Raw genomic sequence first — 20877 nt, 5'->3', positions numbered from 1 at the left:
GGGAGTAATGTGATTTGCCGACTAAGTCAAAAGCGAAAGCTAGTACAAAGAAGCGGCGGAAACCGCAAAAAAAATTAGTTATCGTTGAATCACCGGCTAAAGCCAAGACGATTGAAAAATATTTGGGACGAACCTACAAGGTCGTTCCAAGTCTCGGCCATGTCAGAGATTTACCTAAGAGTTCGATGGGAATCGACTTCGATAACAACTACGACCCGCATTACATTTCCATTCGGGGTAAGGGTGATGTGATCAAAGGGTTGCGGGCTGAGGCCAAGAAGGCCAAAGCTGTCTACCTCGCATCTGACCCTGACCGTGAAGGAGAATCAATTGCCTGGCACTTGGCGCATATCCTGAACTTGGACGTCAACGACAAGAACCGGGTCACTTTTAACGAAATTACCAAGGACGCCGTCAAGGAAGCCTTCAAGACGCCCCGGACGATCGATATGAACCTGGTTAACGCGCAACAAGCCCGTCGGATTCTGGACCGGTTAGTGGGATACTCCATCTCACCACTGCTCTGGAAAAAGGTTAAAAAGGGTCTGAGTGCCGGCCGGGTGCAATCCATTGCCTTGTCACTGATCATCGAACGGGAAAAGGAAATCAAGGCCTTCCAACCCGAAGAATACTGGACGATCGATGCCGACTTCAAGAAGTCTCGGAGTACCTTTGGTGCCAGCTTCTATGGTCTCAATGGGAAGAAGGCTGGCTTGAAGGACAACGCCGCTGTTCAAGATGTCTTGGCTAAACTGGATAAAAAGGGTGACTTTGACATCACCAACGTGGTTCGAAAGGAACGGAAGCGTTCGCCACAACCACCATTTACCACCAGTTCCATGCAACAGGACGCTAACCGGAAGTTGAACTTCCGAACGCGGAAGACCATGATGGCCGCGCAACAGCTTTACGAAGGAATCAACTTGGGTAAGGAAGGCACACAGGGGCTCATTACCTATATGCGGACCGACTCGACACGGATTTCCAGTATCGCTAAGCACGAGGCCTCAACCTTTATTCATGAGAAATACGGTGCCGAATACGCCGCAACCAAGCCCATCAAGGGTAAGCTGCCAGAAGGGGCGCAGGATGCCCATGAAGCCATCCGGCCAACCTCTGTATTCCGGACGCCAGCTAGCCTGAAGGAACGGCTGAACAAGGATCAATTCCGGTTGTACCAATTGATCTGGAATCGCTTTGTAGCTAGTCAGATGACCAACGCCATCATGGATACCATGGCTGTGACGCTGAACCAAAACGGCGTGACGTTCCGTGCCAACGGGTCCAAGATGAAGTTCGAAGGGTTCCTGAAAATCTACAAGGATGGTAAGGAAAAGGATAACCTCTTGCCTGACCTCGAGATCGGTGACCAGGTTAAACTGGCCAAGACCGATCCGGCCCAACATTTCACGCAGCCGCCTGCACGCTATTCCGAAGCCAACCTGATCAAGGCGCTGGAAGAAAACGGTGTGGGTCGGCCATCAACCTACGCGCCAACGCTAGATACCATCCAACGCCGGTACTACGTCAAGTTGGTCGGTCGGCGATTTGAACCCACTGAACTGGGTGAAATCGTAGACAATATCATCAACGACTACTTCCCAGATATCGTCGACGTTGGCTTTACGGCCGACTTGGAAGGCGAACTGGACAGCGTTGAAGAAGGTAAGCAGGACTGGGTCAAGATCATCGATGACTTCTACAAGCCATTCTCAACCGAAGTTGCGCATGCCGAGGACGCCATCGAAAAGATCCAGATTCGTGACGAACCAGCCGGTTTTGACTGTGACATCTGTGGTGCCCCAATGGTCATCAAGATGGGCCGTTACGGAAAGTTCTACGCTTGCTCACGCTTCCCAGATTGCCGCAACACTAAGCCAATCGTTAAGGAAATCGGTGTCGTTTGTCCCGTTTGTCATAAGGGCCAAGTCATCGAACGTAAGTCCAAGAAGAACCGGATCTTCTACGGTTGTTCCCGTTATCCCGACTGTGACTTTGTCTCATGGGACAAGCCAGTCGGCCGTGATTGCCCGAAGGATGGTCACTATCTGGTCGCCAAGAAGATTCGTGGCGGTATTCAGATTGTTTGTCCAAACGGCGACTACGAAGAAGCGCCACAAAAGTAGGCGGCTTCACGGAAGCGTTACTAATAGTCAAATTCGTTTCACTGGCGTTGACCTCTCAGGGGTCAGCGCCTTTTTTGAACCCGACACTTATTACTAATGTAAAAATTGCCGATCCGGTCTCACTTTTCTTTGAAAAATCGTTTTAACCAGATAATGGTGCATCCCCAACAGTAGCAATATGTTCAGCAGTCATTAGGCGTTTTACGCCACAGAAAAAGCGACGATTCTACTCGGTTGGTGAGTGGAATCGTCGCTTTATAAAATGACCATTAAATCTTAACTGACCAACCACGCCTCAGGATGATCAAAGGCTAACTGGAGTTGTTCCAGGAACTGACTCACGTGATAGCCGTCCGCTACCGCATGATGGATTGTCAGTGACAGGGGCATTTGCCACCGTTTCGCTTCCTGCTCGAACTTGCCGGCCTGAATGACCGGAAAGAAGGTATTTAACGGCGTGAAGGGCAGCGGTGTATAACTGGTAAAGTGCGTCCAGGGAATGCTACCAATCATGTAGGTGTTCTCGATCTGCGGGGTCTTGGGCATTGGCGTCCGCTGATCGCCATATTCGGTCAGGTCGGCCAAATAATTCTGATAGAATTGCGTGAAGTCCGGATCGTAGGCCGTCCATAAGTTGGAGATACTGTGATCATCCGCATGCATGACAGAATAGGACGGGTGGAGGACGTCGAAGCGTTGTAACTGCCCCGTGTTATCGCGGTACACTCTGAACTCTGGGGTCTGAGCGATGACCTTTGAGACCAAGTAGAGGTAGGCCGCGTTAAATTTTAAATCGCGGGCCGTCAACCATTCCTTGGTCGCCGTGACGTCCAGATCCACGGTCAGGGTGAATCCTGTTGGCATCATCTTGGTGAAGTAATAAAAGTATTCGCGACGCGGCCACGTGGCCATATCGATGGGGGTACTATTTGTATTTAAGGGTTGCATATTAATTCCTTTCTGACGGGTTATAAGCCGGTTGACATTTCTCCAGCCACTCGACTTTGAGGTCCTTGAGCGTTTGTCGGATGTTATCGACCTCGGCAACATCCGCCTTCCAGAGGACACTGTAGGTAAAGGCGTCCGCTCCTAAGGTATTCCAATCTTTTTGGAGCTCAGTATCATGGTAGAAGTTTTCGTTTAAGCTGGTCTGATAATACCCCCAGCGGTTGTGGATGTTGCGTGCGACGTCGATGAAGGTCTTACCGTTCTGGTTGTTTTTAATCTGAATCACACCGTAGAAGGTCGGTGCCGCCTTATAGTTTTGAATGAGTTCTTTGCGATTCATGTGTAACTCCTTATCGTCAGGGTCCCGCCAATAGTCACTGCCACTTGCCGTGCGGTTAAGGAAACCGTAGTCGACCAGGTAACGCCGCAATAACGGAAAATCGGCGTAAATGGGCTTGAGTTTGGCCGTCAGTTCCGGTTCCGTGAAATGCTGGTTCGCTGGAATCGACAGGCTAATGCGTTTCAGAATGGCCAGGATAGCCTTTTGATGCTTGGGCCACCGCGCTAATTTCAGGGGTGTAGTCGAGGTGAAGTATTTCGCCACCAGCTGATCGTACTCGTCAGCGGTGATGGCAAACCGGTCATCCTTTTGGCCCTTCTGGTCGGGTAACGTCACCAGTTGATCGGCAGTCGTTGGCTGATTGAAGACCTGCTCGTAAATAGCGAGGTAGAGCTTGGCCTGCTTGGCCTTTTCACGAAAGGTAAACCTCTGATGGCGAACGGTTGCCGCCGCAATGCCCATCTGTTCAGCAATGGCAGCATCTTTCTGACCCTGGGCAAATGCCAGCAGTAGGTCTCGTTGCTTGGCCGTTAGCGTATTGTATTTATTGTCGGTTTGAATCAGGTCGGCCACGGCATGGGGGTGTTCGGTCGCAAGATGCCGCCGAATCATGGTTGCCGCCGGATAAAACTTGTCGTCTTCTGGGAAGACTTGGTCCTTAGGAAACGTTGCCTCACAGGCATTGCAGACGTAGGCCGCGGCCGTTTCATGCCAGCCCTGTTCAATTTCAGTCAGTGTCAGATCGACTAAGTTCATGTCTCATCCCTCCAGTAGCATCTACTTTACAAATGTTTACGAAATATGTCAACAATTAATTTAATCCGTTTATCCAGGCTGAGTGCCTTTAGCCGCGATTCGTGGCTTATATTCGGCTTTCGCTTTATCTTGAGATGTTTACCAAAATAATAAACAACGATACTAAGAGTTCCAGAACCACAACAATTATCACCCAGCATCAGCCCTAACACACGAGCTTACCCAGTCTGCTCACAACATTTCTGATGAGTTAGTTGAGTTTTTAGGGCGCGTTTGCTAGCATTAACACGTATAGGAGGTGTCAGCCGTGGCTTCAGCAGTCGCACAATTCATGACTTACCTGAGTGGTGAGCGTCAATATTCACCCGAAACCGTGAAGGCCTACCAGGAAGACTTAGCTGAGTTCAGTCACTTCCTGCAGGACAATGGCGGTGAGAAGCCCTGGGCACAGATCGACCAGCTCGACGTGGAGGTTTATCTCAGCGACCTGTACGATCATCACTACGCGCGGACGACGATTGCCCGCAAGCTCTCAACGTTGCGGTCATTCTATAACTTTCTGATGAGCAATGGCTTGGCCAAAGACGATCCGTTCGCCTACGTTCAACTCAAGCACCATCAGAGCCACTTACCCCGTTTCTTCTACGAACGGGAAATGACGGCGCTGTTCACAGCCGCCGCGGGCAACCCCAATCAGCAATTGGCAACGCGGGATTCCGCTGTACTAGAGATTCTCTATGGCACCGGGATTCGGGTCAGTGAATGTGTCAATCTGACCCAACGCGATGTAGATTTTGATAATCGGATCATGCTGGTTCATGGGAAGGGTAACAAGGAACGCTATGTGCCCTTTGGCCATTACGCCAGCGACGCTCTGGAGACATATTTCACGGCGGCGCGGACACCCTTGATGACCAAGTATCATCAGCAGCACGACTACGTCTTTATCAACGCTCATGGGGGGCAGCTGACCCCGGCGGGCGTGACGTATCTGCTCAATCAGATCATCAAGCGCAGTAGCCTGACCAGTGAGATTCATCCCCACATGCTGCGGCACACGTTTGCCACGCACCTGCTCAACAATGGGGCGGACTTGCGCTCGGTTCAGGAGCTACTGGGTCACAGTAGTCTCTCGACCACACAGATCTATACGCACGTGACGCGAGAACACCTCCAACGGGATTATCGTCAATTCTTTCCCCGTGCAACTGAAGACAAGGATCAACCGAAGTAATCATAAGGAGACTAATAATTATGCCAGTAAAATTTGAAGCAACGACCATCTGTGCCGTCCGTCATAACGGCCATAACGCCATGGCGGGTGACGGTCAAGTCACGATGGGTGAAAAAGTCATCATGAAGGGAACCGCCCACAAGATTCGTCGGATCTACAACAACCAAGTCGTTGTCGGATTCGCCGGTAGTGTCGCCGATGCCTTTAACCTTGAAGAAAAATTCGAAGGCCAACTCAACGAATACAGTGGTAACCTGCAACGGGCAGCCGTTGAACTCGCTAAGCAGTGGCGTTCCGACCAAGCTTTGCAAAAGTTGGAAGCCTTACTGATCGTTATGGACAAGGACGAAATGCTCCTGGTCTCTGGCTCCGGTGAAGTCATTGCCCCCGACGATGACATCTTAGCCATCGGTTCCGGTGGGAACTTCGCCTTAGCAGCAGCGACGGCTTTACACCACCACGCCAAGGAAATGAGCGCTAAGGAAATTGCCGAAAGCGCCATTCACATCGCTGGTGGGATCGATATCTTTACGAACGAAAACGTTATTTCTGAAGAACTTTAAATCTGGAGGACTGAGAATAGTGGACGCAATTAATAAAACACCTAAAGAGATTGTTGGCTTACTTGACCAATACGTCATCGGTCAGGACGAAGCCAAGAAGGCGATTGCCATTGCCTTACGGAACCGTTACCGCCGCATGCAACTCGATGCCGCCATGCAAGAAGAAATTTCACCTAAGAACATGTTAATGATCGGACCTACCGGTGTCGGGAAAACTGAAATTGCCCGCCGGTTAGCCAAGATCGTTCACGCACCATTCACCAAGGTCGAAGCCAGCAAGTTTACCGAAGTTGGCTACGTCGGCCGTGAAGTGGAATCCATGGTTCGTGACCTGGTTGAAGTTTCCGTTGCTATGGAAAAGCAGGACCAATTCAAGAATGTCCGCGCTGATGCCACACAGGCTGCCAACAAGCGATTAGTTAAGCTGTTGGCCCCAGCCAAGAAGAAGGAAAACAAGAACAATAACGATTTCTCAAATATGATGAACATGTTCTCCCAGATGCAAAACGGCCAAATGCCAACGGCACCTAGCGAACAAGAAGAAGTTACCGATGAGATCCGTAATGAACGGTTGTCCTTAACAGAACAGCTCAACAAGGGCCTGCTCGAAAACCATTCTGTTGAATTGGAAATGGACGATCCACAACAAGCCAGTGCCACCGACAACAACATGCTGGGCCAAATGGGTATCGATTTGAACGATACCTTGGGGTCCATCATGCCTAAGAAGCGGATTAAGCGGACGGTCACGGTCGCTGAAGCTCGCGAAATCTTGGTCAGCGAAGAATCAGAAAAGCTGGTCAACAACGCCGACATCAATCACGATGCCATCAAGCGGGCCGAAAACACCGGGATCATCTTCCTCGATGAAATCGACAAGATCACCAAGGGCAGTGGCCAGAACAGCGGCGATGTTTCCCGTGAAGGGGTTCAACGCGACATCTTGCCAATCGTTGAAGGGACGCAGGTTAAGACGAAGTATGGGACCATTGATACCGATCACATTCTCTTCATCGCAGCCGGGGCCTTTGCGGAATCCAAGCCTAGCGATTTGATTGCTGAACTGCAGGGCCGTTTCCCAATTCGGGTAGAATTAAACGACCTGAGCAAGCAAGACTTCGTTCGGATCTTGACTGAACCAAATAACGCCCTGATCAAGCAATACATCGCTTTGATTGGGACCGACAATGTCAAGGTGACCTTCACCATGGAAGCCATCGAACGCATTGCCGAGTTGGCCTTTGAACTGAACCACGAGAACCAAAACATTGGGGCTCGACGGTTACAGACTGTTCTTGAAAAGCTCCTGGAAGATCTGCTTTACGAAGGACCTGACATGGGGACCGGTGACGTCACGATTACCGAAAGTTACGTTAACGATAAGATCGGTGATATCGTTCAGAACAAGGATTTATCACGGTACATCCTATAAACGTATGTGGGGCCAGGACGGTTGTCTTGGCTCTTTTGCGTTGCGTAAGGTATGATAAGAGGTAACAGATTAATGTGGGAGGAATTGCGATGATCACGTTGAAGAATGACTATCTGACGGTGAAAATCAATCCGTTAGGTGCCGAATTAACCAGTGTCAAAGATAATGAGAGCGGTTTGGAATATATGTGGCAGGCCGATAAAGCTTATTGGGGCCGTCACGCACCGATCCTCTTCCCAATTGTTGGCCGGTTACAGGACAACCAGTACCAACTGAATGGCGAGACGTATCACATGACGCAACACGGCTTCGCACGCGACCGTGAATTTACGGTCATCGATCAGACCGATACTCAGGTCAGTCTCGAATTAGCGGCCGATGATGAGACCAAGGCATTGTACCCGCAAGACTTCATCCTGACGCTATCTTATGAATTGGTCGATCACCAGGTCAAGGTCAACGCGACGGTGACGAATCCAACTGACGAGACCATGGCCTTCTCGTTTGGCGCCCATCCCGGGTTCAACGTGCCATTTGGCGGCGCATTAGCCGACTTCACCGACTATAACGTGACCGTTTCACCCAAACAGACCTATCAACGTGTTCCACTGGTCGGGCCATACAGTGATACGAAGCATGCCGTGCCGCTTGACCTGCATCAGCCCCTGGCCTTAAAGCACGACTTATTCGACCATGACGCCCAGGTATTAACGCTCGACAATCATGAAACTACGGTCATGCTCAGCACACCCTCAGACGACCATGGTATTGCCTTAACGGTCGCCGCCCCATATCTGGGCATTTGGTCACCGTATCCCAAGCAAGCACCGTTCGTGTGCTTAGAACCATGGTGGGGCCTAGCAGATGACGTTCAAGCTACGGGTGATCTGGAGACAAAGGTTGCCATCCAGAAATTGGCTGGCAAGGAGGCCTTTAAGGCGAGTTATCAGGTTACTTACTTCTAGACGGCCGAAAGCAGTCGACTACGGATGTCCGAGATTCCGCCTGGAATGGTTGACAGCTGTAAGATAGGCTTCGGTATCACAATCGCATGGTTACAACAGAACTAACCGATACTTCCAACGACGGTTCGGTTAAAGTTATAGTTAAACGTTATTTTAGCCGGAGACAGCCAGTAATGTAGCCGGCCGTGATGGCGTCGTTAGACCGGCGAATTTTCCGGCCTTACAACGCGAGACGCGTTTGGAAACTCGCATGAACCTCGCGAGGTTTCAAACCGAGCTGGAAGCCCGCTCTTTGGCTGTAGGCGTTCCCCACAGCAGGCGGAATTGCTGGCTGCCGTAGGCGATAATGTTTAGCCATAGTTTTCAAATCATAAGAAAAAGGCTCCCAGCGACGATTGTCGTTGAGAGCCTTCAGTATCCTATTTAGCGTGACGCTTCTGGTAACCGTGACCGAATGGGACCATTGATTCCGTCCCATTCTTGATCCGAGTAATATTGGTCCTGTGACGGTAGAAGACAAATACCGTCAAGATGAAGGCGATACCGGTCAGATACCAGTCGTGAAAGCCTAGCGAGATCAAAACAATCAACGAAAAGGCAACCATGCTGGCTAGACTGACCATGCTGGTCCAGTAGATCAGGCTGACCCATAGTCCAGCCGCAATCACAAACATCAACGGGTTGTATGCCAAGAGCATCCCCGCTGAGGTCGCTACCGCCTTGCCACCTTTGAAGTGGTCAAAGACGGAGACGGTATGGCCAAGAACCGCAAACAGCCCAAATAAGAGGGGTGTCGCGGTGCCAAAGATCGTGGTCACGTGTCCCCAAGTAGGAAGCAACGTGGCCACCGTTCCTTTCGCAATATCGAGGACCATCACGACCGTTCCGGCATACGGTCCGAGAACCCGGTAGGTATTCGTCGTGCCAATATTTCCGGAACCAGACTGACGAATATCGGTATGGAAGAAGGCCTTACCCACCCAGACACCATTCGGAATGGCCCCAAGTAGGTAGGCCACAATGAGTAACCCAATTAATTTCACGCGTAATTCCTCCGCTCTTTCTCCCGACGGCCACCATCGCTGGGGTGGCGGCCGTTACTAATAAGCTGCTCTATATTTTAGCATGTTTTGCGCATTACGCCAATTATATCAGGAAACCTAGCCAGCGTTTAGTTTCCTGTGGTATGATAATGTGGTTACTGAAAACCCACCCCATGCGATTTGTACGATTCATTTGAACATACGTTCGCATTGGGGTAAACTAAAGGGTATCGTGAAAGCAATTCTAAATCTAGTAAAAGTAAAGGGGATTTACGCATGGCGAAAGCAAAACCTAAATATGACGATTCCTCCATCCAAGTCTTGGAGGGATTGGAAGCTGTCCGTAAACGTCCTGGTATGTATATTGGCTCTACTGACGGCCGAGGGCTCCATCACCTGGTCTACGAAATTGTCGATAACGCCGTTGATGAAGCTCTGGCCGGATACGGTAAGGAAATCAACGTTACCATCCACCAGGACAATAGTATTACCGTCGTCGATCATGGCCGCGGTATGCCCGTGGGCATGCACGCGTCCGGTATTCCGACACCTGAGGTTATTTTGACGGTGCTGCATGCCGGGGGTAAGTTCGGTCAAGGTGGTTACAAGACCTCTGGTGGGCTCCACGGGGTGGGGGCTTCTGTGGTCAACGCGCTCTCCAGTTCACTGACCGTGACTATTGTACGTGACGGCGTTCGCTACCAGGAAAAATTTGCCAAGGGGGGGCATCCCCAAGGCACCCTGGAAAAGAAGGGCAATACGCGTGCCCATAACGGGACCACGCTGACCTTTAAGCCGGATAGTGAGATCTTCACGACGACTGTCTATAACTTTAATACGCTCTCAGAACGGCTCCGTGAATCGGCATTCCTGCTCAAGGGCGTCAAGATTACGCTGACCGACGAACGTGAAGGCCAAGAAAAGGCTGAAGAGTATCACTTTGAAGATGGCATCAAGGAGTTCGTTAGCTACCTTAACGAAGACAAGGATACCCTCGGAGACGTGATGTACTTTGATGGCAAGAAGGACGGTATCGAGGTCGAGGTCGCTGCCCAATACAACGACGGCTATACCGAAAACCTCCTGTCCTTCGTCAACAACGTGCGGACTAAAGATGGCGGAACCCATGAAGTGGGTATGCGTAGTGGGTGGACCAAGGCCTTCAACGAATATGCACGTAAGGTCGGCCTCCTCAAGGATCGCGATAAGAACCTTGAAGGAACCGATGTACGTGAGGGGCTGTCTGCCGTGATCTCACTGCGGATCCCCGAAAATCTGTTGCAGTTCGAAGGACAGACGAAGGAAAAACTGGGAACACCGGAAGCTCGAGCCACCGTAGATAGCATTATCAGCGAACAACTGGGCTACTATCTGATGGAAAACGGGGACTTTGGGAAGATGTTGATTCGCAAGTCGACCCAAGCCCGCCAAGCCCGTGAGGCTGCCCGCAAGGCCCGTGACGAAAGTCGAAATGGCAAGCGCCACAAGAAGCATGAACGCTTGCTCTCCGGTAAACTAACACCCGCCCAATCCAAGAATTCCGCCAAAAACGAATTGTTCTTAGTCGAAGGGGATTCCGCCGGGGGGTCTGCCAAGCAAGGCCGTAACCGGAAGTTTCAAGCCATCCTGCCATTACGGGGGAAAGTGCTGAACACGGAACGGGCCAAGCTACCCGATATTATGAAAAACGAAGAAATCAGTACCATGATCTACACGATCGGTGCTGGTGTTGGTGCCGAATTTAATATTGCCGACGCTAACTACGATAAAATTATTATCATGACCGATGCCGATGACGATGGGGCCCACATTCAGATCCTGTTGTTGACCTTCTTCTATAAGTACATGCGGCCCATGATCGATGCCGGGCGGGTCTACATTGCCTTGCCACCACTGTATCGCATCAAGACGACTGGTAAGAAGTCAACCATCGAATACGCTTGGACAAACGACGAACTCGATCAGAAGACCAAACAGATTAAAAATCACGGCTACAACTTGCAACGATTCAAGGGGTTGGGTGAAATGGACGCTGAACAACTGTGGGATACCACGATGGATCCCGAGAAGCGGACACTGATTCGGGTCCAAATCGATGACGCAGCCTTAGCCGAACGCCGGGTCACCACGTTAATGGGTGACAAGGTTGAACCTCGCCGGAAGTGGATTGAAAGCAACGTTCAATTTACACTTGAGGACGATAACACCAGTCTGCTGGAATCTGCGGAACCGACAGAGTCAACGGATAAATAACCGGTGAAAGGAGCACAACTTTCGTGAGTGAAGGACAAAACATTCAAGAATTAACTTTGGAAGAAGTGATGGGTGACCGGTTCGGCCGGTATTCCAAGTCCATCATTCAAGAACGGGCATTGCCAGATATTCGTGATGGTCTCAAGCCCGTTCAACGGCGAATTTTATTTGCCATGAACAAGGACGGCAACACCTACGACAAGGGCTTCCGGAAGTCTGCCAAGTCGGTCGGAAACGTCATGGGTAATTTTCACCCCCATGGTGATAGCTCAATTTACGAAGCATTAACGCGGATGAGTCAGGACTGGAAGGTCCGCGAACCCCTCGTTGAGATGCACGGGAACAACGGGTCAATGGACGGTGATCCGGCCGCTGCCATGCGGTATACCGAAGCCCGGCTGAGCAAATTAGCCGGTGAAATGTTACGGGATATCGATAAGGACACGGTTGAAATGGTGCTCAACTTTGATGATACCGAGTACGAGCCAACCGTCTTACCCGCTCGTTTTCCTAATTTACTGGTCAACGGTTCTACCGGGATTTCAGCCGGTTACGCCACGGATATTCCACCGCATAACTTGGGCGAAGTCGTGGACGCTCTGGTCTACCTGTTAAGTCATCCTAAGGCGACATTGGAAGAACTCATGTCGTTCGTTCAGGGACCCGATTTCCCTACTGGTGGAATCATTCAAGGTAAGGACGGCATCGTTAAGGCCTACGAGACCGGTCGTGGTCGCGTTGTTGTCCGTTCCAAGACATCCATCGAGCCTTTACGGGGGAGCAAGAGTCAGATCATTGTGACCGAAATCCCTTACGAAGTAAACAAGGCTCAACTGGTCAAAAAGATCGATGAAATCCGCCTCAACAAAAAGGTCGAAGGCCTCGCAGAAGTCCGAGACGAAACTGACCGGGACGGGTTACGAATTGCCATTGAACTGAAGCGTGATGCCGATGCTCAAGGGGTTCTGAACTACTTATTTAAAAATACAGAATTACAAATCACCTACAACTTCAATATGGTTGCGATCAATCACATGCGGCCAGAACACGTGGGTCTCAAAACGATTCTGACGGCTTACTTGGAACACCAACGCGACGTGATTACGAAGCGGACTAAGTACGAGCTACAAAAGGCCTTGGATCGACAACACATCGTTACTGGGCTGATCAAAGCGCTGTCCATTCTGGATCAAGTCATCGCGACCATCCGGGCCAGCAAGGACCGGCGTGATGCGCGAGATAATCTGGTCAGTGCCTACGACTTTTCTGAAAAGCAAGCGGACGCCATTGTAGCCTTGCAACTGTATCGGTTGACCAACACCGATGTGACCCAGCTCCAAGCTGAATCGGATAAGTTATCCGCAGCCATTGAACAGGACCACAAAATCTTGGCCGAACCTAAGACCCTTAACGCGGTTTTACGTAAAGAGTTGAAGGACGTTGCCAAGAACTATCGGAACCCACGTCGGACCGAGATTCAGGATAAGATCGAAGACCTGAAGATCAAGACGACAGTGACGGTTGCTAATGAAGATGTCGTCGTATTAGTTAGTCACGACGGTTACCTGAAGCGCTCCGGCGTCCGGTCCTACACGGCTTCGGACCCTGAGGACAACGGACTAAAGGATGAGGATTACCCAATCTTCATGGAAAAACTCAGCACGTTAGACCACCTCATGATGTTTACCAGCAAGGGTAACTTGATTTACCGACCTGTCCATGAGATCAGCGATGTGAAGTGGAAGGAAACCGGTGAACATATTTCGCAAACGATCGGCTTAGCTAGCGATGAAGAAATTGTTGCCACCTTTGCCTTTAAGACGCTGAAGGAACCGGGACGCTTCTTAATTGCGACGAGCGATGGTTACATCAAGCAGACGGCCTTCAGTGACCTGACGCCTGGTCGAACCTACAAGAGTCGCGCTGCGGTTTACGAGAAGCTCAAGCACGATGACGCGCGAGTTGTTCAGGTGAAATACCTGACGGAACCCGTTGATAAGGGGATTTTGCTGATTTCGAAGAATGGTTACGCTCTTCGTTATACCGTTGATGAAGTTTCAATCAACGGTGCTCGGACCACTGGGGTTCGGGCTATGGATCTGCGCGATGATGACGAGGTCGTTAACCTGGCCTTGGTTGCCGATAACGACACGATTGCGTTGATTACCCAGCGTGGGGGCTTTAAGCGCCTAGCGATGAAGGAAATTTCCGTGACAAGCCGAGCCCGTCGTGGGGTCATTGTGCTCCGTGAGTTGAAGCGCGATCCGCACCGAGTCGTCGACTTTATGACGATTCCGGCCGGCAACCCGCCGTTGGAAATCATGACCAGTCGTGAGCGTACCCACGATGTCTTACCGATGGAACATCCACTGAGTGGTCGCTATTCCAACGGATCATTCGTGGTCGACACCGATGTGGAAGGGACCCCCGTTTCACTACGCGTTAAACCGGCTGAATTGGTGCTGGATTAACAACAAGTTTACCGGACAATTCGCGAGCTACTGCCATTATGTTGGTAGTGTTTAATTCCTCTCAATCGGCTGTAAGGGGATTCGCAAGCGGTAATCGTTGCGCTTTCATCCAAAACAGCCTATTATAGAGATTAATAGTTACTATTAGGCTGACGTAGTTGTCGGCTAGACGGTTCGTCACGCCAGTCATAAGGAGTAAACGCGGATGAAGACGAAACAAGAAAGCATCTTTTCTTCTAAAACCCTGACGTATTTTCTGCAACTCGCAGAAACCATGAATTATACGCAGGCTGCTCAAATTTTGGGGATTACCCAACCAGCTTTGACCCAACAGATTAAGAAGCTAGAACGAACGGTGGGGGCACCGCTCTTCTACTCAGTCGGGAAAAAGCTCCGGTTGTCAGACGCTGGCTACACCATGTTGGATGCCACGCACAAGATTTACGCCATCCTGAACCAGGCAACGGATGAGATTCAACAATCCACCAGTGCCACTCAGGGGGAAATTAATATTGGCCTCTTGGCTTCGGTCGAGGATGCCGTTTTTGAAGACTTTGCCATCCTGTCTTACCAAAGCAATCCCGAACTCAAAATTTCCTTCCACATGTTAACCCGGAAGGAAATTTGGGAACGGTTGGAAAATAACAAGATTGACTTAGCTATCATGTACTTGCCCGACGATTCCATCAAGAATTGGAAGCCGTACGAGTCCAAGAAAATCATTTCGGATGACCTGTTGTTTATCCATCACGATGAACAACTAGCCAAGAAACACCGAATCAAGTTCAAGGACACCACGGCTAATGTGTGGGCCATGTATCCAGATGGCTACTACCTGAATCAGACGATTCATGAAGCCTATAAGAATCAATTGGCTGATTTTCCCAAAGGCGTTGCCAATTTCACGACACCAACACAACTCCTGCATTTTTCAATGCAGACGGGTGCATCGACGGCGTTGCCTAACTCGTTTATGGTCGGTCAGGATGACCTGCCAGAGACCTGGACGGCGCACTTTGATCCCAATATTCGCTTCGATTTAGCCTTTGTTTTCCGCAAGGGCAAGGCGGAAATTCCGCGGATCAGCCACTTTCTCGCGCAGTTTGACCGGTACTTGCATGCCGACGATTACATTTCGCGCCTCAAACAATTGCGTAACAAGTAAATTTAAACAAAAAATTTATTGATTAAGGGAGTTTTTTACCAATGAGTAAAGCATTAATTTTCGGTCACCAAAATCCTGATACGGATGCTATTGTGGCTGCCAAGGCTTTTGCCTACTACCAAACGCAACGCGGTTACGATGTTGAAGCCGTTGCCTTGGGCGAACCTAACATGGAAACTAACTACGTGTTGAACCACTTCGACGAACCAGCACCACGGGTCGTTAAGACGGTTTCAAACGAAGTTGACCAAGTTATGTTGGTGGACCACAACGAAGCCCAACAAAGTGTGAGTGATTTAGACAAGGTTCAAGTAACCTTCGTCGTTGACCATCACCGGATTGCTAACTTCCACACGGACTCTCCCTTGTACTACCGGGCAGAACCAGTGGGTTGTGTCAGCACCATTTTGACTGAAATGTTCGACGAATCCAAGATTGAAATTCCAGCTAAGTTGGCCGGCTTGATGCTTTCTGCCATCATCTCCGACACGCTGTTATTACAATCCCCAACCACGACGGACAAGGATCGCGAAGCCGTTCGTGCCTTGGCTGAAATCGCTGATGTCGACGTTCAAAGCTATGGTATCGCGATGTTAAAGGCTGGGACTAACCTGGCCGCTAAGAGCGATAAGGAATTGATCGATGGCGATGCCAAGTCCTTCGAAATGAACGGTCACAACGTTCGAATCGGCCAAATCAACACGGTTGACTTAGACGACGTTATTTCCCGCCAAGCTGGCTTGGAAAAGGAAATGAACGCTGAAATTGCCGCTGATGGTTATGACTTATTCATTACCTTAGCAACCAACGTCTTGAACAGTGACTCCGAACTCATCGTTGCCGGTGAGCCTAAGGATGTCGTTGAAAAAGCCTTCAACGCTAAACTTGAAAACAACCGTGCCAGCTTGCCTGGTGTGGTTTCCCGGAAGAAGCAAGTTGTGCCGCCATTGACCGACGCCTTCAACGCTTAATTCGGTAAATTTACAATAAATTGGAACGCTCCCCGAAGAAATTTACTCTTCGAGGAGCGTTTTTGTCGCAACTTTTAGGCAACCCGCATATAATACGGGCCGATGGTAGCCGTCAGGCATATTCCCTGTAAGAGAGAGGGAACTTTGCATGACAAGAAGTGCTTGGTATCGAAAAATCGTGATGGTCGTGGTTACGATTGGTCTTTTTGTCAGCCAAATCGGTGGTGCTGTGGCGTTGGCAGCGTCCACAACACCGTTTGGACCTGAAAGGTTTGTCACAAATCATGCAACCTATGCAATTACCACCAAATCGGCTTACTATCAACGGATTTGGCGTTCGGCTATCCGGGCGTGGAACAAGACCGGAGCCTTTACGTTCAAGCTTGCTTCCGCGAAATCAGCCCAAATCAAGCTGACAACGGCAACGCCAAGCGAGTCGCAGCAATTGGGGAAGGATGTTGGGTTAACGGAGTTCTGGGCCCGGCATGATTACTTGTTCAAGATCAACTCCGAGTTAAACCCAGAACTACTTCATAATTACGGTTATTCTCGGTCAGATGACACCCACGTGGCTGAACACGAACTGGGTCACGCCATGGGGCTCGCCATGGGGCTCGCCCACAACCCATCGAAACACAGTGTCATGTACTATGAGAATCGGTCGGTCGGCATTCAACAGGTTGATATCGATGGCGTCAAGGCACGTTACCAAACACCGGCTGGGCAAGCAGCAAGCTAGCCAGCTTGATAAGTAGAATAGAAGACAAGCGTCGACTCATTTCTGGGCCGGCGCTTTTTAAATTGACCACTAAATAGCTGAGCAACTAAATCTCTGATCCAGTTAAGCGAAATGAGCAAGCCTAGTGTATGACTCATCGTAGTCAAAAAGCAATGACAGTTAGGCAAATTAATTGCCTTTTGACCAAAGAGTCGTAAACTAAGACTAAGCAAAAAAAGTTGTGCACAATTGATTGGAGGAATCTGAATGAAACAAGAAGACTCTCAGGCAGATTTAAAGGCGCGTTTGACTGCGGAAGAATACGCCGTGACGCAGAACGCCGCAACGGAGCCCGCGTTTACCGGTAAGTATGATGCTTTCTATGAACCTGGCATTTACGTGGACGTGGTCAGTGGCCAACCTTTGTTTAGTTCGACCGATAAGTATGACGCGGGCTGCGGCTGGCCTTCCTTTACCAAGCCAATCGATACCGCGAACGTCAAGGAAAACACCGATCATTCATTTGGCATGGTTCGACAAGAGGTTCGCAGCAGCGATGCTAAGTCCCACCTCGGCCACGTCTTCAACGATGGCCCACAGGAAGCGGGGGGCTTGCGCTACTGTATCAACTCAGCGGCGCTCAAGTTTATCCCTGCCAATCAACTCGAGGAAAGCGGTTATCACGATTTCCAACAGCTATTTCCAGACACAAAATAAGGAGGTACACCCATGTCACAGACAGAAACGGCAATTTTTGCCGGCGGTTGCTTCTGGTGTATGGTTCAACCATTTGACACCCAGCCAGGCATTCAGTCAGTGATTTCCGGCTACACCGGCGGTCATACCGTGAATCCGACGTACGCTGAGGTGGCCAGTCATACTACTGGTCACACGGAGGCTGTACAAATCACGTTTGATCCAACTGTAATCAGCTACGCAGAACTGGTCGACATTTACTGGCGGCAAACCGACCCAACCGACGCTAGTGGCCAATTTCAGGACCGTGGCGACAGCTATCGCCCAGTCATCTTCGTCAATAGTCCCGCCCAACGTCAGATTGCGACAGCATCTAAGGAAAAACTGGCAGCTAGTGGGCAATTTGACGAGCCAATCGTGACCAGCATTGAGGATGCCCAACCATTTTATCCCGCTGAGGACGAGCACCAAGATTTCTACCGCAAGAATCCATTCCGCTATCAGATTGAAGAAATGGGCGGCCGTCAGGCGTTTATCGCGAAAAATTGGCAAGACTAACTGTTCCGTTATGCGTTACAATTAGCCTAAGGACGGTGGTTAGCTTATGGGTTACGTTTTGAATTTACGTGAATTGATCGGACCACAGCCGTTAATTGTGGTCGGTGCTGCAGCGGTCGTGCTCAGACATCAGCAACTCTTGCTGGTAAAACGAACCGATAACTTACTTTGGGGTTTACCAGCGGGTTCTAAGGAATTGGCTGAGAATTTACAAACGACAGCGATTCGTGAGTTACGTGAAGAAACTGGGTTGATCGGTCAGCAGCCAAAACTTTTGACGGTCGTCAGCGGTGCTGGCATGCAATACACGTATCCCAATGGTGACCAGATTGATTCAGTCACCACGGTTTATCAACTGACGGTGTCTGGCGAGCTCCGTGCAGATCAAGACGAGACCAGTGCAGCCAAATTTTTCCCATTAGCAAAGTTACCAGCAACGTTAACGCCAATTACAAAACGTGTTTTAACACAATTACGAAACACACAAAAGTTATAGATCAGAAGTAAAGGCCAAATCCAGAAAAGTTGGAGGGAGCCTTTATTTTTAGCTTTTAAGACTACTTTCGATAATATATATTATGTAAAGTAGAGAACTAAGACGCATATTTTAGTAGGTTTAGCCAATACCCTGTCGTCTCTGATCCATCTATATAACTTTGTGCTGTGTTTTACTGATTCGTCGCACATTGAGATGCTACAGAAAAATTCACCAATAACTAAATTTGTTCAGGAAGAATTTCTTACTCATATTTTAATTGACATGCGAATCAAAATCATTTGACTTTCTCCTAGCAACATGACAATTACTAATGTCATTTCAATCATCAAGACATCAGTTGCAGTCGTTTAATTATAAGCTGTAGTTAGCTAGCCTAAAATCACCTAATTAAAGACCAGCTATTATTTAAACGGCATTACCGTTGATTGCTGCCGAAACACCTACAATTTGAGACGTATTCTGCTGCATTCTAATGATGAGGTGTTCATCTAAAGTCTGAACGCTTGCTTAGAATCAACGTCCAAAGTTGTCCAATATAAGAGCCTTATGATTGCTTGTGAACCAAGCATCGCTGGACAATATATCTTACAGTATCTGTCGCAATAAGTGCTGTTAGAATTTTAACTCACGTATTAAGTGCAGCGTTACTGATGCAACCAAACTCACAGGATTTCAAACACCGTTCTCTATAGATCTATAGACTGGTGATATCCTGAAAATGCTGATATACCAGTATTTGTAGCGTTCTGAGTACCGTGCTGGTCTTAATTAATGAAATTCATTTGCTGCATTTGATTCAGAGCAAAGCCATACGACAACAACATAAAAGGCTGCAAAAAAACGCTGGTTTATCAAGGATTACAAGCATTGCTGACAGCTATAATATAGTTAGCTCTCAGGGGCTCCCCAATCGCTAATAATGACTACTTTCATTAAAACTAATATTTTAAAGATAATAGTTAGCAATTTTTTAGCCAGGGGGCTTGCTTAATGACCAATTTCTCTGTATCATTACCAATGAGAACATACGTTTGGAGGCTGACTTACCCATGGAAAAACAACATTACTTAAAACTGATTGATGAAGAGTTAGCCGTTGCACCCTGGTACGTTCAGGAATACTATCAGGCCAAGGCGACTGTGCCCCTTTCACCAGCAACGCTGTACCAATACCTGACGGAGTTTCGCCGCTTTTTCAACTGGCTGATTGCTGAAGGACTGACGTCCGCCACCCACCCCGCCGACATTGAAATTCAGACTCTCGCCACGTTAAAGAAGGAAACCGTCGAGTTGTATAAGTCTGCCCTGCTAAATCAGACGAAGCTCACGGGAGCTCCTGGGAGTCGCTCGCATCCAACCATTAATCGCTCGCTAAACGCCCTCTCGTCACTCTTCAAGTATCTGACCGAAGATACTGAGGACGAGCACGGTGAGGCTTATTTCGACCGCAACGTCATGCATAAGATTGCTCTGGTGCGGACCAACGAGACTTACGCGACTCGAGCTGCCAACATAAAAACCAAGTTGATGCTGGGCGATACGGATCACGATTACTTAGATTTTATTGCGACTAAGTACGAAAACGAACTGTCACCAGCAAAGCGGCGCTACTTCCACCGTGATAAACAACGCGACCTGGCCATCAACGCTCTTTTGCTGGGTAGTGGTCTTCGAGTATCCGAAGCGGCCAACGCCGATCTGCGTCATCTCAATTTGAAAACCGGAACGATTGGTGTGGTTCGTAAGGGCGGTCAGCGCGATACCGTCCCGATTGCCCCCTGGACGTTGCCCTACATTCAAGACTACGTTGAGAATCGAACGGCAATTTATCATGCTAGCAATACCGACCGAGCTCTCTTTCTAACGAGCTATCGTGGCCAAGCATCGCGAATGCAGGCCAATTCGATTGAAAAAATGGTAGCTAAGTATTCATCGGCCTTCAAAGTTCGCGTGACGCCACATAAGCTACGGCATACGTTAGCGTCTAAGCTTTATTTGGCCACCAAGAATGAACAGTTAGTCGCCACCCAATTGGGGCAGAATTCCACCAGTGCCACCGGACTATATACCCACATCATTGATGAGGAACAACGGCAAGGATTGGAAAAAATGTAACACGCTTTAAATGAAAACTAAAATA

At 49.3% G+C, this 20877-nt stretch carries 17 protein-coding genes; 14 read left to right on the top strand and 3 right to left on the bottom strand.

The features are described 5' to 3' along the window. Positions 1–14 precede the first annotated feature (14 nt). Positions 15–2126 carry a type I DNA topoisomerase gene (gene topA, locus EKM73_RS04420; protein ID WP_125700772.1) on the top strand — a complete coding sequence of 704 codons (2112 nt, stop codon included), beginning with the start codon at positions 15–17 and terminating at the stop codon, positions 2124–2126. A 276-nt stretch (positions 2127–2402) separates the two neighbouring features. On the opposite strand, the gene EKM73_RS04415 is transcribed toward topA, so the two are convergent. Both EKM73_RS04415 and EKM73_RS04405 read right to left on the bottom strand, forming a co-directional pair. After that, positions 2403–3074, bottom strand: coding sequence for a chloramphenicol acetyltransferase (locus EKM73_RS04415; protein WP_125700771.1), 672 nt, complete (start codon positions 3072–3074; stop codon positions 2403–2405). 1 nt (position 3075) lies between these two features. Then, positions 3076–4170, bottom strand: coding sequence for a DUF2087 domain-containing protein (locus EKM73_RS04405; protein WP_225421278.1), 1095 nt, complete (start codon positions 4168–4170; stop codon positions 3076–3078). Positions 4171–4501: 331 nt separating this feature from the next. Here EKM73_RS04405 and xerC point away from each other — a divergent pair, with 331 nt between their 5' ends. From xerC to EKM73_RS04385, 4 genes are all read left to right on the top strand, one after another. Further along, a complete protein-coding gene (gene xerC / locus EKM73_RS04400; protein ID WP_263853797.1) occupies positions 4502–5404 on the top strand; it encodes a tyrosine recombinase XerC in 903 nt (300 codons plus the stop codon). Positions 5405–5424: 20 nt separating this feature from the next. Beyond that, entirely contained in the window at positions 5425–5967 is a 543-nt protein-coding gene (gene hslV / locus EKM73_RS04395) for an HslVU peptidase proteolytic subunit (protein ID WP_020088639.1), read from the top strand. A gap of 19 nt (positions 5968–5986) precedes the next feature. Beyond that, a complete protein-coding gene (gene hslU, locus EKM73_RS04390) occupies positions 5987–7399 on the top strand; it encodes an ATP-dependent protease ATPase subunit HslU (protein ID WP_125700769.1) in 1413 nt (470 codons plus the stop codon). 89 nt (positions 7400–7488) lie between these two features. Then, complete coding sequence (locus EKM73_RS04385; RefSeq protein ID WP_125700768.1) at positions 7489–8364, top strand: aldose 1-epimerase family protein; 876 nt, start codon at positions 7489–7491, stop codon at positions 8362–8364. A gap of 419 nt (positions 8365–8783) precedes the next feature. Here EKM73_RS04385 and plsY read toward each other — a convergent pair whose 3' ends face one another. Next, the gene (plsY, locus tag EKM73_RS04380) at positions 8784–9407 is read right to left on the bottom strand and encodes a glycerol-3-phosphate 1-O-acyltransferase PlsY (RefSeq protein WP_125700767.1); all 624 of its coding nucleotides are present in this window, start codon (positions 9405–9407) and stop codon (positions 8784–8786) included. Between the two features lie 276 nt (positions 9408–9683). Here plsY and parE point away from each other — a divergent pair, with 276 nt between their 5' ends. The 9 genes from parE (at position 9684) to xerS (ending at position 20852) form a co-directional block, all read left to right on the top strand. Next, a complete protein-coding gene (gene parE, locus EKM73_RS04375) occupies positions 9684–11660 on the top strand; it encodes a DNA topoisomerase IV subunit B (RefSeq protein ID WP_125700766.1) in 1977 nt (658 codons plus the stop codon). Between the two features lie 23 nt (positions 11661–11683). Next, complete coding sequence (gene parC, locus EKM73_RS04370; protein WP_125700765.1) at positions 11684–14131, top strand: DNA topoisomerase IV subunit A; 2448 nt, start codon at positions 11684–11686, stop codon at positions 14129–14131. 205 nt (positions 14132–14336) lie between these two features. Beyond that, complete coding sequence (locus EKM73_RS04365) at positions 14337–15296, top strand: LysR family transcriptional regulator (protein WP_125700764.1); 960 nt, start codon at positions 14337–14339, stop codon at positions 15294–15296. A gap of 41 nt (positions 15297–15337) precedes the next feature. Continuing rightward, positions 15338–16267 (top strand): manganese-dependent inorganic pyrophosphatase, encoded by a 930-nt coding sequence (locus EKM73_RS04360; protein WP_125700763.1) that lies wholly within the window; start codon positions 15338–15340, stop codon positions 16265–16267. A 148-nt stretch (positions 16268–16415) separates the two neighbouring features. Further along, positions 16416–17006: a matrixin family metalloprotease gene (locus tag EKM73_RS04355; RefSeq protein ID WP_125700762.1), complete on the top strand. Its 591-nt coding sequence runs from the start codon at positions 16416–16418 to the stop codon at positions 17004–17006. A 246-nt stretch (positions 17007–17252) separates the two neighbouring features. Then, positions 17253–17702 carry a peptide-methionine (R)-S-oxide reductase MsrB gene (gene msrB / locus EKM73_RS04350; RefSeq protein ID WP_125700761.1) on the top strand — a complete coding sequence of 150 codons (450 nt, stop codon included), beginning with the start codon at positions 17253–17255 and terminating at the stop codon, positions 17700–17702. A gap of 12 nt (positions 17703–17714) precedes the next feature. After that, a complete protein-coding gene (gene msrA, locus EKM73_RS04345) occupies positions 17715–18239 on the top strand; it encodes a peptide-methionine (S)-S-oxide reductase MsrA (RefSeq protein ID WP_125700760.1) in 525 nt (174 codons plus the stop codon). A gap of 46 nt (positions 18240–18285) precedes the next feature. Then, positions 18286–18735, top strand: a complete 450-nt coding sequence (locus EKM73_RS04340; protein WP_125700759.1) for an NUDIX hydrolase — start codon at positions 18286–18288, stop codon at positions 18733–18735. Positions 18736–19787: 1052 nt separating this feature from the next. Continuing rightward, positions 19788–20852, top strand: coding sequence for a tyrosine recombinase XerS (xerS, locus tag EKM73_RS04335; RefSeq protein ID WP_125700758.1), 1065 nt, complete (start codon positions 19788–19790; stop codon positions 20850–20852). Positions 20853–20877 lie beyond the last annotated feature (25 nt).

Source organism: Levilactobacillus fuyuanensis, assembly GCF_003946395.1.
Classification (GTDB): Bacteria; Bacillota; Bacilli; order Lactobacillales; family Lactobacillaceae; genus Levilactobacillus; species Levilactobacillus fuyuanensis.
This window is presented reverse-complemented; position numbering and strand designations above follow the sequence as displayed.

Bases quoted from the DNA above. Each gene is read 5' to 3' on its own strand.
- xerS (WP_125700758.1), top strand. From the start codon at position 19,788: ATGGAAAAACAACATTACTTAAAACTGATTGATGAAGAGTTAGCCGTT.
- EKM73_RS04360 (WP_125700763.1), top strand. From the start codon at position 15,338: ATGAGTAAAGCATTAATTTTCGGTCACCAAAATCCTGATACGGATGCT.
- EKM73_RS04385 (WP_125700768.1), top strand. From the start codon at position 7,489: ATGATCACGTTGAAGAATGACTATCTGACGGTGAAAATCAATCCGTTA.
- parE (WP_125700766.1), top strand. From the start codon at position 9,684: ATGGCGAAAGCAAAACCTAAATATGACGATTCCTCCATCCAAGTCTTG.
- msrA (WP_125700760.1), top strand. From the start codon at position 17,715: ATGTCACAGACAGAAACGGCAATTTTTGCCGGCGGTTGCTTCTGGTGT.
- msrB (WP_125700761.1), top strand. From the start codon at position 17,253: ATGAAACAAGAAGACTCTCAGGCAGATTTAAAGGCGCGTTTGACTGCG.
- hslV (WP_020088639.1), top strand. From the start codon at position 5,425: ATGCCAGTAAAATTTGAAGCAACGACCATCTGTGCCGTCCGTCATAAC.
- EKM73_RS04355 (WP_125700762.1), top strand. From the start codon at position 16,416: ATGACAAGAAGTGCTTGGTATCGAAAAATCGTGATGGTCGTGGTTACG.
- EKM73_RS04415 (WP_125700771.1), bottom strand. From the start codon at position 3,074: ATGCAACCCTTAAATACAAATAGTACCCCCATCGATATGGCCACGTGG.
- EKM73_RS04365 (WP_125700764.1), top strand. From the start codon at position 14,337: ATGAAGACGAAACAAGAAAGCATCTTTTCTTCTAAAACCCTGACGTAT.
- EKM73_RS04405 (WP_225421278.1), bottom strand. From the start codon at position 4,170: ATGAACTTAGTCGATCTGACACTGACTGAAATTGAACAGGGCTGGCAT.
- EKM73_RS04340 (WP_125700759.1), top strand. From the start codon at position 18,286: ATGGGTTACGTTTTGAATTTACGTGAATTGATCGGACCACAGCCGTTA.
- xerC (WP_263853797.1), top strand. From the start codon at position 4,502: ATGACTTACCTGAGTGGTGAGCGTCAATATTCACCCGAAACCGTGAAG.